At 60.0% G+C, this 13,146-nt stretch carries 11 protein-coding genes; 6 read left to right on the top strand and 5 right to left on the bottom strand.

Going from position 1 to position 13,146, the window contains the following annotated elements:
- Window positions 1–160: 160 nt before the first annotated feature.
- Together pcsA and J7E41_RS13845 are read right to left on the bottom strand one after the other, a co-directional pair.
- Window positions 161–880, bottom strand: coding sequence for a phosphatidylcholine synthase (pcsA, locus tag J7E41_RS13850; RefSeq protein WP_214993660.1), 720 nt, complete (start codon window positions 878–880; stop codon window positions 161–163).
- A 155-nt stretch (window positions 881–1,035) separates the two neighbouring features.
- Window positions 1,036–1,974, bottom strand: a complete 939-nt coding sequence (locus tag J7E41_RS13845) for a class I SAM-dependent methyltransferase (RefSeq protein WP_214993659.1) — start codon at window positions 1,972–1,974, stop codon at window positions 1,036–1,038.
- A gap of 190 nt (window positions 1,975–2,164) precedes the next feature.
- Between J7E41_RS13845 and mdeB the strand changes: the two genes are divergently transcribed.
- The gene (gene mdeB / locus J7E41_RS13840; protein WP_214993658.1) at window positions 2,165–4,843 is read left to right on the top strand and encodes an alpha-ketoglutarate dehydrogenase; all 2,679 of its coding nucleotides are present in this window, start codon (window positions 2,165–2,167) and stop codon (window positions 4,841–4,843) included.
- A 212-nt stretch (window positions 4,844–5,055) separates the two neighbouring features.
- Here the strand turns inward: mdeB and J7E41_RS13835 are convergent, their stop codons facing one another.
- Window positions 5,056–5,544: a DUF1289 domain-containing protein gene (locus J7E41_RS13835; RefSeq protein ID WP_214993657.1), complete on the bottom strand. Its 489-nt coding sequence runs from the start codon at window positions 5,542–5,544 to the stop codon at window positions 5,056–5,058.
- 52 nt (window positions 5,545–5,596) lie between these two features.
- Window positions 5,597–6,847, bottom strand: a complete 1,251-nt coding sequence (locus J7E41_RS13830) for a ribonucleotide-diphosphate reductase subunit beta (protein ID WP_214993656.1) — start codon at window positions 6,845–6,847, stop codon at window positions 5,597–5,599.
- 284 nt (window positions 6,848–7,131) lie between these two features.
- On the opposite strand from J7E41_RS13830, the gene J7E41_RS13825 reads away from it, so the two are divergent.
- The 5 genes from J7E41_RS13825 (at window position 7,132) to J7E41_RS13805 (ending at window position 12,158) form a co-directional block, all read left to right on the top strand.
- Window positions 7,132–7,599, top strand: coding sequence for a GNAT family N-acetyltransferase (locus J7E41_RS13825; RefSeq protein WP_214993655.1), 468 nt, complete (start codon window positions 7,132–7,134; stop codon window positions 7,597–7,599).
- Window positions 7,600–7,710: 111 nt separating this feature from the next.
- Window positions 7,711–8,223: a formaldehyde-activating enzyme gene (fae, locus tag J7E41_RS13820; RefSeq protein WP_214993653.1), complete on the top strand. Its 513-nt coding sequence runs from the start codon at window positions 7,711–7,713 to the stop codon at window positions 8,221–8,223.
- 10 nt (window positions 8,224–8,233) lie between these two features.
- Window positions 8,234–9,268, top strand: coding sequence for an aldo/keto reductase (locus J7E41_RS13815; RefSeq protein ID WP_214993651.1), 1,035 nt, complete (start codon window positions 8,234–8,236; stop codon window positions 9,266–9,268).
- Window positions 9,265–10,698: an NAD-dependent succinate-semialdehyde dehydrogenase gene (locus tag J7E41_RS13810; RefSeq protein WP_214993649.1), complete on the top strand. Its 1,434-nt coding sequence runs from the start codon at window positions 9,265–9,267 to the stop codon at window positions 10,696–10,698. Before J7E41_RS13815 ends, J7E41_RS13810 begins: the two co-directional genes overlap by 4 nt.
- 86 nt (window positions 10,699–10,784) lie before the next feature.
- Complete coding sequence (locus tag J7E41_RS13805) at window positions 10,785–12,158, top strand: MFS transporter (protein WP_214993648.1); 1,374 nt, start codon at window positions 10,785–10,787, stop codon at window positions 12,156–12,158.
- On the opposite strand, the gene J7E41_RS13800 is transcribed toward J7E41_RS13805, so the two are convergent.
- Window positions 12,105–12,980, bottom strand: coding sequence for a LysR substrate-binding domain-containing protein (locus tag J7E41_RS13800; RefSeq protein ID WP_214993647.1), 876 nt, complete (start codon window positions 12,978–12,980; stop codon window positions 12,105–12,107). The genes J7E41_RS13805 and J7E41_RS13800 overlap by 54 nt on opposite strands.
- Window positions 12,981–13,146 lie beyond the last annotated feature (166 nt).

Below are 13,146 nucleotides of genomic sequence, written 5' to 3'. Positions count from 1 at the left end.
CATGGGGGACTCTTGGTTCCAGGGCATGATCAGATACCTCCTGATCATGCGTATTAACCTGTAAACCATGTCCCCGGTTAGAAACGTAAACGATGTCCCCGGTTTGTACCGGGGCAAGCCCCCTCGCCACAGAAGCTCCTCACCACAAGTTTGCGGGTGATCAATGGCGAGATTTATCCAGCCACTCCACCGCCGTACGCCAGATACAAATCCCCAGGAAATACGCCGACATCAACAACCACAGCCCCATGGTCAGGCGGTTGGTGTAGGGGTAGTCCATCACCAGCAACAGGCTGCACAGCAGCCACACCGTGGTCACTGCGATGTTGATCGGCATGAAGCGCTTGACCCGGAACGGGTGCAGGAACTTCATCGGCGTCACGGTCAACAACGCGAGGCCGATCACTGTCAGCAGCGTCACCCAAGGCGCCGGGGCGATGATGTAGACGCACAGTGCCACCACGTTCCAGGCGGCAGGGAAGCCCTGGAAGTAGTTGTCCTTGCTCTTCATGTTGACGTTGCAGAAACAGAACAGCGACGACACCAGGATCACCGACACCGTGAACAGGTGGGTGAAATCCGGCAGGTCGATATAGCGATAGATAAACAGTGCCGGGATAAACACATACGTCAGGTAGTCGATCACCAGGTCCAGCACCGAGCCGTCAAAGCTCGGCAGTACGGTCTGCACATTGACCCTTCGCGCCAGCGAGCCATCGACGCCGTCCACCACCAGTGCCAGGCCAAGCCACAGCAGGCAAGCCTTGGGCTGGTTCTCGAGCAACGCCAAGGTTGCCAGGAACGCCAGGACCACACCCGTGGCGGTAAAACCATGGGCGCCCCATGCTTTGAGTCTGGCTACATGTAGAGTCGATATCACTAAGGCATTCTCCAGAAGGTGAAGCAGGACAGCCGACGGTTGGATGATACGTCGTCGAATCTGACCAAAGGGTGCATGTATCGACCGGGTGACGGGGGATAAGGTTCACCTTCCCGGCGTAATGGTTAGCGTAGCAAGCGTTCGGCGATTCGGCATCAGCCTTGGCGGAACACCAACGCTTTTAAGCCACTTTGAGGGTCTACGTCGGGGAATTCCGGCGGGTTTTCCAGGCGCTGCTCAAAGCGCAGGCCGGGGGCTTCGAGGGTCACGCCATCGATGAGGAAGTCTTCGCCAAAAGCCGGATCGTTCATGCACGCCAGCACGGTGCCCTGTGGGCTCAATAGGTCCGGTAGGCGGCGCAACACCCGCTGATAGTCCTTGGTCAGCAGGAAACTGCCTTTCTGAAAGGAGGGCGGGTCGATGATCACCAGGTCGTAAGGGCCGCTGTGGGTGACCTTGGCCCAGGACTTGAACAGGTCGTGGCCCAGAAACGTCACCTTGCTCAAGTCATGGCCATTGAGCCGATGATTGTCACGGCCCCGGCTCAGGGCGCCACGGGCCATGTCCAGGTTGACCACATGGTCGGCGCCGCCTTCGATGGCCGCCACGGAAAACCCGCAGGTATAGGCGAACAGGTTCAGCACACGCAGGCCTTGGGCTTGCTCGCGCACCCAGTTGCGGCCATAGCGCATATCGAGAAACAGCCCACTGTTCTGCTTTTTGCCCAGATCGATCAGGTAACGCAGGCCGCCTTCGGTGATGGTCAACTCGTCGACCGGCTGCCCCAGCAACCATTCAGTGGTGCTCTGCGGCAGGTAGCGATGTTGCAGCGCCAGGGTATGGGCGCCGGACTGCTGCCATTCGGACGAGGCAGTGATCTGCACCAGTTGCTGTTTCAGGGCCTCGAGTTCGGCCGCTTGGGGTTCCTTGAACAGCGAGACCAACACCACCCCTTGCAGCCAATCCACCGTCAGTTGCTCCAGGCCCGGCCAGCAGCGGCCACGGCCGTGAAACAGGCGCCGGGTTTCTGCAGGGGCAGTGTGCAGGGCGGTAAGCAAATGAGTGTTAAGGGTGGCGAGTGCGTCTGGGTTCATCGGGCAGCGTCGGTCGTTGAGCGGGCGGCATTTTAAACACAATTGCCGGGTTTCAGGGTGTTTGAGCACAACGTGCTTTGAATTTCAGGATTGGCAGTGATTTATGCTCAAAAAGGATCTTGGCTCGGGCCATAACAGTCAAAAATACCTTCGGTGCCGACATAAACTGGAAAAAAGCCCGGAGGTGCCCATGAACGGTTTCGCGAGTGCAGTGAGTCAGACAGCGATGGATCAGGAAGAACTGGCCGAATGGCGCGACGCCCTGGAATCGCTGGTGTCCCATGCCGGCGCAGAACGCGCCAGGGAAATTCTCGACATGCTGGCCGCTGCCGGTGGTGCACCTGCGATCGGTTGGAAGCCCCGCCACGGCACGCCTTATATCAATAGCATTGCCCCGGACCAGCAACCGCGCTTCCCCGGCGACTTGGCCACCGAAGAGCGTCTGGCCTCAGTCGTACGCTGGAACGCCTTGGCCATGGTGGTGCGAGCCAACCAGGCCTATGGCGAACTGGGCGGCCATATCGCCAGTTACGCCAGCGCCGCCGACTTGTTTGAGGTGGGCTTCAATCACTTCTTCCGCGCCCGCAATGACCGCTTTGGCGGTGACCTGGTGTTCTACCAACCGCATTCCGCGCCCGGCATCTACGCCCGGGCTTTTCTTGAGGGGCGTTTGAGCGAAACCGATCTGGCCCACTATCGTCAGGAACTCGGCGCCCTCAAGGCCGGCGCGCGCGGGTTGTCCAGCTATCCGCATCCGTGGTTGATGCCGGACTTCTGGCAATTTCCCACCGGATCCATGGGCATTGGCCCCATCAGCTCGATTTTTCAGGCGCGGTTTATGCGCTACTTGCAGCACCGTGGCTTGCAGGACACCACCGACCGGCACGTCTGGGGCGTGTTTGGCGACGGCGAGATGGACGAGCCGGAAAGCATGTCGGCCCTGACCCTGGCCGCCCGCGAAGGCTTGGATAACCTGACCTGGGTGGTCAACTGCAACCTGCAGCGGCTCGACGGCCCGGTGCGTGGCAATGGTCGGATCATCGACGAACTGGAGGCATTGTTTGCCGGCGCCGGTTGGAACGTGATCAAAGTGGTCTGGGGTTCGGATTGGGATGCCTTGCTGGCCAAGGATACAGACGGCAGCCTGGTGCGCACCCTGTCCCAGACGGTGGATGGTCAATTCCAGACCTTCGCCGCCAAGGACGGTGCCTACAATCGCGAACACTTCTTTGGCCAAAGTGAAGCCCTGGCCAAACTGGTCGAGGGCATGAGTGACGAGCAGATCGACCGCCTCAAGCGTGGCGGCCATGACATGCTGAAGATCCATGCCGCTTATCACGCCGCCCGCCAGGTCAAGGGCAAGCCGACGGTGATTCTGGCTCAGACCAAGAAAGGCTTCGGTATGGGCGAAGCGGGGCAGGGCAAGATGACCACCCACCAGCAGAAGAAGCTCGACCGTGAATCACTGCTCGCCTTCCGCAATCGTTTCCAGTTGCCGTTGTCGGATGAGCAGACCGAATCCCTGAGCTTCTACAAACCGGCTGAAGACAGCCTGGAGATGCGTTACCTGCACCAGCGCCGCGCAGACCTGGGCGGTTATGTGCCGAGCCGCGGCCAACAGGCGATGCCGGTGAGCGTGCCGCCGGTGTCGGGATACGGCGGCTTTGCCACTCAAGCAGACGGCAAGGAAATGTCCACCACCATGGCCTTTGTGCGCATGCTCAGCAACCTGCTCAAGGACAAGGACCTCGGGCCCCGCATCGTGCCTATCGTCGCTGACGAGGCACGTACCTTCGGCATGGCCAATCTGTTCAAACAGATTGGTATTTATTCCAGCGTCGGCCAGCGCTACGAGCCGGAAGACATCGGCTCGATCCTCAGTTACCGCGAGGCCACCGACGGTCAAATCCTCGAAGAAGGCATCAGCGAAGCCAGCGCCATCAGCTCCTGGGTCGCGGCGGCCACCAGCTATTCGGTGCATGGCCTGCGCATGTTGCCGTTCTATATCTACTACTCGATGTTCGGTTTCCAGCGGGTGGGCGACCTGATCTGGGCCGCCGCCGACCAGCGCGCCCGGGGCTTCCTGCTGGGGGCTACGGCCGGGCGTACTACCCTGGGCGGTGAAGGCTTGCAGCATCAGGATGGCAGCAGTCATTTGACCGCCGCCACCGTGCCCAACTGCCGCGCCTATGATCCGGCGTTTGCGGGTGAGTTTGCAGTGATCCTCGACCACGGCATGCGCCAGATGCTGGAGCACGACGTCGACGAGTTCTACTACGTGACGTTGATGAACGAAAACTACCCGCAACCGAGCTTGCCGGAAGGTGTCGAGGGGGCGATTATCAAAGGGATGTACCGCCTCAGCGGTCAAGACAACGGCAAGGTGCGTCTGCTCGGTTCCGGCACGCTGGTACGCGAAGCCCAGGCTGCGGCGCAGTTGCTGGCGGACGATTGGCAGGTGCAAAGCGAGGTGTTCAGCGTTACCAGCTTCAGCGAACTGGCGCGAGAGGCGCGGGAAGTGGAACGTTGGAATCGTCTGCACCCGCAACAGCCTGCGCGCCAGAGTCATTTGGGCGAATGCCTGCCCAAGGGCGCGCCAGTGATTGCGGTGTCCGACTATGTGCGGGCGGTGCCGCAGATGATTGGCTCATACCTTGATTCAAGCTACACGGTACTGGGTACGGACGGGTTCGGACGTAGCGATACCCGGGCGGCATTGCGCGACTTCTTTGAGGTGGATCGCCATCACATTGTCCTGGCGGCGCTGACCGCTTTGGTGGAGCAGGGGACTCTGGGTCGGCAGGTATGTCAGCAGGCGATTGATCAGTATGGCTTGCAGACAGAGCGGGGAGCATCCTGGACCTACTGACTGGCGAAGATCCAAATGTGGGAGCAAGCAAGCCCGCGAAGGCAGTTGTAGCCGCTGCCGAAGAATGAGGCTGCGATGGGCTTGGTGCGGCATTCCGACGAAGCGGCCCTAAGGGCGGTCCTGCGGACACGCATCGCAGCCTCGTGCCTCGGCAGCGGCTACAGCCCTTCGTGAGCCAGCCGAATTGCCCCACATTGGGTTTATGGTGTTCTTTAAAGCGTGGCTATCAACGGCGGCCCAAACGCTTCGCGCAGAAACCCCGGCGCGATATAGCGCTCGTAATGTGCCTCCGACAACAGGAAAAACTCCCGGTCAATCGCGTCCCGCAGATCCGTCAATTCCCGCTCACGAAACTCCGGCAGCAACGCCAAGCCATAAGCATCCAGTCTGGACATCACCCGCGCGCCCCGGGCGATCAACTGATACGCCCAGCAGTACGGTGACTGGTGAGGCATGAAGCGAATCTTGCGGTCTACCAGTTGCTGGCGAAGGCGTTGAGGGTCCAGCACTTCCAGCTTGCTGGTCATCACCTGCACCAGCAACTGCTCGAGGCGCAGCCATACGGCTTGCTTCTCGTCCGCGCTGTAGCCATTCCACTGGATCACTTCATGGTGATACCGCTTGCACCCACGGCAGACCAGATCCCCGTAAACGGTGGAGCACAGGCCGACGCAAGGCGTCTTGATGGTTTGATTTGGCATAAAAAAGCATCAGTACATAAAACAAAACGGCCCCTGATGGGGCCGTATGAGATCAATCCCAGCTAAGCGCGCCGCCGGTTTGATACTCGATCACACGAGTCTCAAAGAAATTCTTCTCTTTCTTCAAGTCCATGATCTCGCTCATCCAAGGGAACGGATTCGTCGTCCCTGGATACTCTTCCTTCAACCCAATCTGCGACAGGCGACGGTTAGCGATGAACTTGAGGTAATCCTCCATCATCGCCGCATTCATGCCCAACACGCCGCGCGGCATGGTGTCACGCGCGTATTCGATCTCCAGCTGAGTCCCTTGCAGGATCATCTGGGTCGCTTCTTCCTTCATCTCGGCATCCCACAGGTGTGGGTTTTCGATTTTGATCTGGTTGATCACGTCGATACCGAAGTTCAGGTGCATCGACTCATCCCGCAGGATGTATTGGAACTGCTCGGCCACGCCGGTCATTTTGTTGCGGCGGCCCATGGAGAGGATCTGGGTAAAGCCACAGTAGAAGAAGATGCCTTCCAGGACGCAGTAGTAAGCGACCAGGTTGCGCAGCAGCTCTTTATCCGTCTCGACGGTGCCGGTTTCGAACTTAGGATCGGAGATCGAACGGGTGTACTTCAAGCCCCAAGCTGCCTTTTTTGCGACCGATGGGATCTCGTGGTACATGTTGAAGATCTCGCCTTCATCCATGGCCAACGATTCGATGCAGTACTGGTAGGCGTGGGTGTGGATCGCTTCTTCGAAGGCCTGGCGCAGGATGTACTGGCGGCACTCCGGGTTGGTGATCAGGCGGTACACGGCCAGGACCAGGTTGTTGGCAACCAGGGAGTCGGCGGTGGAGAAGAAGCCGAGGTTGCGCATGACGATGCGACGTTCGTCGTCGGTCAGGCCTTCGGGGTTTTTCCACAGGGCGATGTCGGCGGTCATGTTGACCTCTTGCGGCATCCAGTGGTTGGCGCAGCCGTCGAGGTATTTCTGCCAGGCCCAGTCGTACTTGAAGGGCACGAGTTGGTTGAGGTCGGCGCGGCAGTTGATCATGCGCTTTTCGTCAACGGCGACGCGGGCGGCGGAGCCTTCGAGTTCTGCGAGGCCTTCGGCGACGTCGAGTTTGTCGAGGGCGGCCTTGGCGCGCACGATGGCGGCGGAGTCACTGGCGGTGACGGCGCGGGCTTCGATGGCGGCAGCAGCGCCGGCACCGTCGAGGCGATCCATGTTGGCTTCGGTGGCGTGGCCGGCGTTGGCGCCTTTGATCACCGCTGCACCGGTGTCTTCTTTGTCGACTTCATCCCAACTCAGCATTGAAATACTCCTTCCTGGTTCGTTCTGACGGCGGCGGCTTTATTCTCCGCGCGCACTCAAAAAATGTGCGGTTTGCAGGCTTCAAGGCATTGAAATACTGCGCATAGTGTGGTCGGTCTAAAGCGATCTTGCACACTATGTAGTGGTTGTCTGTATTTGTGGGCACACTATATGGTGTGTAAGAAAGTTGGTCAACGCACAAGATGTGCGATCTTGGGTGGCTGGTACGCCCTGGCTCAGCTATAAAGGCCGGGATCATTGACCTGAACCGGAACCTCAAAGGAATGAATAATCTGCTGATTCGCGCCGCTCGTCTGGAAGATGCCGAAGACATTTTCCAAGTGCATAAAAACTCCGTCGAGAACCTCTGCAACACCGATTACAGCCAGGAGCAGATTGCTATGTGGCTCGATGGCCGCTCGCCCCAGACTTACTGCGAGGCTATCGTCGCCGGCAATTTCTGGCTGGCCCACACCGACACACTCCAGGGTTTTGTGGAAGTTGACGGCCATGAGCTCAGCAAGCTGTTCGTCTGTGGCGAGGCTGCCAGGCGGGGCATTGGTGCCCGGTTACTGAGTGAGGCCATGCACCGCATCGAAGCTGCCGGCCACCGCAAGGTCTATCTGGAGGCCACCCTGACCGCCGTAAAGTTCTATGAGTCGTTTGGCTTTCGCAAGGTCGGTGAAGGCACCTTCAGCCGTGGCAACAGCTCGGTGGCCATCGAAGTCATCAAGATGGAGCGCGTTTTTTAAGGGTATGACCGCAAGTCATGGCTCCATGACTTTTAATGGTTACAGTCACCGTCCTTGCCAGTGCTAAAAAATCGCCAACCAGCTCCCTCATAACAAAAGAGCGTTTGCGATATGAAAGAACTCGACCTGTACATCGGCGAAGGCTTCGAAGGCCCCGGCGTCAATGCTGCCCACATCAACCTTCTGATCGGCCCGCGTAACGGCCCGGCGGGCCAGGCGTTTGCCAACAGCCTGGCATCGCCAAGCCAGGGCCATTGCCCCTTTATGGTGATCGCCCAGCCGAATATCCCGGTCAAGCCCATGACCCTGTATGTCAACAAGGCCGCCATCGGCAGTGACCTGCATGGCAATGCCACCTGGGGCGCGTCCCAGGCCGGAATCGCCAAGGCGGTGCTGGAAGCCTTGCTCGACGGCACCTTGCCGCCCGAGGCGGAAGACGAATGGGCGATCGTGACGGCCAACTGGGTCAACCCGGCCTGCGATGACCTGGATGCGGTCTATCACAACAACTACAACGCCTGCCGCACGGCAATCCGCGCCGCCCTGACCGGCCTGCCTGCAACCGCCCAGTTGGCCGATGTAGTCGCACACATCAGCAACCCTTTCTACACGCCAAAAGCCTGAGGACGACCCCATGCAATACATCCGTTTGGGCAACTCCGGCCTGCAAGTCTCTCGTCTGTGCCTGGGCACCATGAACATGGGCACCCCGGACTGGAAGCCGTGGATCTTCGATGAGAAGCAAAGTGAGCCGATCGTGGCCCACGCCCTGGACAATGGCGTCAATTTCATCGACCTGGCGGACTTCTACTCCGCAGGTGTCGGTGAGGAAGTGGTGGGGCGCACCCTCAAGCGCCTGGCCCGCCGCGAAGACATCGTGGTCACCACCAAGGTCGGCTACGGCACCCGCAGCGGCATCAACGCCAGCGGTCATTCGCGCAAGCACATCATGGACAGTATCGACGCCTCGCTGTCGCGTCTGGGCATGGATTACGTCGATGTGTTCATGCTGCATTACTTCGACGTGAACACCCCGGTGGAAGAAACCATGGGCGCCCTCAACGACATCGTGCGTTGCGGCAAGGCCCGCTACATCGGTGTGTCGACCATGCTCACCGGGCAACTGGCGAAGATCCTCATGGTTTGCGAGCACAATGGCTGGGTTAAGCCGATCAACATGCAGCTGCAACTGAACTGCGCCTACCGCGAAGAAGAGCGCGAGATGATCCCGTTCTGCCGCGATCAGGGCCTGGGTGTCTCGGTGTTCAGTCCGTTGGCTCGGGGCTTGCTCACCGGCGACGCGCAGTCGAACCGCAACCAGACCGACTTCTTCACCCAGCAGATGTACAGCGACCAGGCGTCGTTCGATATTGCCCACTCGGTGCAGCGTGTGGCCCGTGCCCGTGGCGTATCCAACGCGCAGATCGCCCAGGCCTGGGTGGCTAACCATACCGGTGTCGACTGCATGCTGGTGGGTGCCGACACCACCGAGCAGTTCGACAGCGCTCTCGCGGCCCTCGACACCCGGTTGGATAGCGAAGAGCTGCATGAGCTGGAACGCAACTACACGCCATGCGATGTGATCAACGATTACACCGCCGGCAAGCGCATTTTGCGCAGCGCCCGTCCGGGCCTGGACCGCTTTAACCTGATTGAGGCTGTGGCATGAACCCGCTGATTCGCAAGGGCAACTTCATCGATGGTCAATGGTCGTCCGGTGGTCCGACGTACCCGGTACTCAATCCTGCCAACGCTGAGCTGATTGCCGAGGTGCAGCGTGCCGGTGCCGAAGAAACCAACCTGGCCATCGACGCCGCCAACCGTGCCTTGCCGGCCTGGCGCAAACTCACGGCCAAGGAGCGCAGCCAGCGTCTGAAACGCTGGAGCGAGTTGATGCTGAGCAACCAGAAAGAGCTGGCCAACCTGCTCAGCCTGGAACAGGGCAAGCCGTTGGCCGAAGCCATGGGTGAGGTGGTCTATGCCGCGAGCTTCCTGGAATGGTTTGGCGAGGAAGCCAAGCGCGCCTACGGTGATGTGATTCCCAGCCACAAGGCGGATGCACGCATTATCGTCACCAAGGAAGCCATCGGCGTGGTTGCCGCCATCACGCCGTGGAACTTCCCGCTGGCCATGGTCACCCGCAAGGTCGGCCCGGCGTTGGCGGCGGGTTGCACGATGATTCTCAAACCTTCGGAAGAGACGCCGTTGTCGGCCTTCGCCCTGGCGGTGCTGGCCGAGCAGGCGGGGATTCCCGCCGGCGTGTTCAATATCGTCTCCGGTGACGCCGTAGCGATTGGCGGTGCGCTACAAGCCTCCAGCGTGGTACGCAAACTGTCTTTCACCGGCTCGACCCGCACCGGCAAGCTGTTGATGCGTCAGGCCGCCGACACGCTGAAAAAAGTCTCCCTGGAGCTGGGCGGCAACGCACCGTTCATTGTGTTCGACGACGCCGACCTGGACGCAGCCGTCAAAGGCGCCATGGCGTCGAAGTTTCGCAACACCGGGCAGACCTGCGTGTGCGTCAACCGCTTCTTTATCCAGGACAGCGTGTATGACGCCTTTACCGAAAAGCTCGCGGCAGCGGTGGCAGCCATGCGCGTCGGCAATGCCCTGGAAGGCGAAACCGAACAAGGCCCGCTGATCAATGCTGCGGCCCTGGCCAAGGTCGAAGCCCATGTCGGCGATGCTTTGGAGAAGGGCGCCAAACTGTTGTGCGGTGGTCGTCGCCATGCCTTGGGCGGGACCTTCTTTGAACCGACCATCCTGACTGAAGCCAACGGCGAGATGCTGATCGCCCAGGAAGAAACCTTCGGCCCGGTAGCCGCCTGTTTCCGCTTCAGCGATGAAGCCGAAGTGCTGCAGCGGGCCAATGACACGCCATTCGGTTTATCGGCCTACTTCTACAGCCGCGACATCGGCCGCGTCTGGCGCATGGCCGAAGGCCTGGAAGCAGGCATGGTGGGGATCAACGAAGGGATCATCTCCACCGAAGTCGCACCGTTTGGCGGGATCAAGGAATCGGGGTTGGGCCGTGAAGGTTCCAGGTACGGCCTGGACGATTACCTGGAGATCAAATACCTGCTGATGGGTGGGCTGTAAATACACCTGGCCCAACAACGCCAATCCCACATTGGAATGGCGTTGCCCGCTGTTACTCCGTCAAGAACAACAATATGGAGAACACCATGACCGCTCAAACGATCAAAATCGACGACCTGCCGATCGGTCGATTTCACCTGAAAATCGCCGGTTTGACCTTCGGCGCACACTTCACTGACGGCTATATCCTGGGGTTGATCGGGATTGCCTTCACGTTGCTCAGCCCGCAGATGCAACTGGACGCGTTCTGGCAAGGCCTGATCGGTGCTTCAGCGCTGATCGGACTGTTTTTGGGCAGCCTGTTTTTTGGCTGGATTTCCGACACCTTGGGACGGCAGAAAATCTTCCTGGTGAGTTTTGTGTTGATCACCGTAGCGTCGGTGATGCAGTTTTATGCGGAAACGGCGATGGGGCTGTTTCTCTGTCGTGTGCTGATCGGTATTGGCTTGGGCGGCGACTTCAGTGTCGGCCACGCGATGCTCGCGGAGTTCTCGCCGAAGAAACATCGCGGCGTGCTGCTCGGTTCGTTCAGCGTGATCTGGACCTTCGGTTATGTCGCCGCCACCTTTGTCGGTACCGCCATGCTCCACCTGGGTGATGATGCCTGGCGCTGGATGCTGGCGTCGTCGGCGATTCCCGCAGGCCTGATCCTGATTGCGCGCATCGGTACTCCGGAGTCTCCGCGCTGGCTGGTCAATCGCGGGCGCATCGCCGAGGCACGGGCCATTGTCAAGAAACACCTGGGGGAAAACGTAGTGCTCGACGAAGAACCGTCGGCGCAAACCCGTTCAGGTTATGGCGTGTTGTTCAGCCGTGAATACCGCAAACGCACGGCGTTCAACTGCCTGTTCTTTGTGTGCATCGTCATGCCGTATTTCGCCATTTACACCTTCCTGCCCTCGATTTTGCAGAAGATGGGCCTGGCTGAAGGTTTTGGCACCGAGCTGATGCTCAACCTGCTGCTGATTGTCGGCGCGTTGATCGGCATCTGGTGCACCGTAAAATTTTCGCGTCGTGGCTTCCTGATCAACTCGTTCATCGTCCTCGCCGTCGCGCTGTTTCTGCTGGCGGTGCTGCCTGGCAGCATGGCGTGGCTAATGGTGTTGGTATTCGGGGTGTTCACCCTGGTGTTGTCAGCGGTCAGCAACCTGGTCGGGGTGTTCCCGGCGGAGAGTTTCCCCACCGAAGTGCGCGCCAGCGGTATCGGCCTGGCAACGGCGGTGAGTCGGCTGGGTTCGGCGGTTAGCACCTTTCTGTTGCCGGTGAGTGTGGCCGGGATTGGCTTGAGCCCGACCATGGGTATTCTGGCGGCGATCCTGGTGCTGGGGGCGATCATTTCCTGGGCATGGGCGCCGGAGACCAAGGCACTGACGCTGAGTCAGGCGTGCAAGGCTGACGCTCCCGCTTCAGGGATTGCTCACCCGATTCAACCACTGCGTAAACAACCGCACCTTGGATAACCCCTGCTTGTCAGCTGCGACATCCAGCCAATAGCCATAAGGACCGATCACCTCCACCGGGGTGATCGGCAACAGGCTGCCATTGGCCAGTTCGCGCTCGATCATCTGCCGGTCGATTACCGCTAGGCCACCGCCGGCCAATGCGGTGTGGATCACTTGGTCCAGGGTGCTGAATTCCAGGCCCTGGTCCGCATCGATATCCTCACGGCCTGTCGCGGCCAGCCAGTTCTCCCAGACCTTCAAGCGCTTGCCATCGTGCAGGATGTGCAGCAAGGGAAACTGCCGCAGGTTGGGGGGTTGATCACCGATAAATAACTCCGGGCTAGCCACGGCGATATGCCGTTCCATCACCAGCAGTTGGCTGGCGCAGTGGCTGGCGGCGGTCAAGCCGAAGCGAATCTGGCAGTCGATCTCCGCCAGGCTGTCGTGACTGTTTTGCTGGGTCACGCTGAGGCTGATGTCCGGGTAGCGCAGGCAGAACTCACGCAAGTGCGCCGACAGCCAACGGGTGGCCCAGGTTGGCGGCGCGAGGATGCGCAGGCGTTGACGCAGGTTGGGCACGCGAACCGATTGCAGGGCACGCTCGATATGGTCAAAGGCCTGCCCCAGATGGGGCGATAGCGCGGCGCCGGACTCGGTCAGTTCCAGGCCCCTGGGGGTACGTATGAATAGGGCGACGCCGAGGTAGTCTTCCAGTTGTTTGATCTGGCGGCTGACGGCACCTTGGGTGACGTTCAGGCCGAGGGCGGCCTGGCTGAAGCTGCGGTGGTGGGCGACTTCTTCGAAGACGCGGAGCATGTTGAGGGAGGGCAAGTGACGCATGAAGGTCGGGCTCCACACTTGTTGTTTTTATAGTGACTGAACTGACCTTACATCGTGAACGAAATAATTTCCCGTAGCAGCTGTCGAGCGCCAGCGAGGCTGCGTCAGCCGCACCACCGTTATCAAAAGGCGCCGGCATCGAGGCGCGCCTGACGCAGCCTCGCTG

The organism is Pseudomonas fluorescens (assembly GCF_018614655.1).
GTDB lineage: Bacteria > Pseudomonadota > Gammaproteobacteria > Pseudomonadales > Pseudomonadaceae > Aquipseudomonas > Aquipseudomonas fluorescens_BX.
The sequence above is the reverse complement of the archived record's forward strand: the minus strand, read 5'-3'. Positions and strand labels throughout refer to the sequence as shown.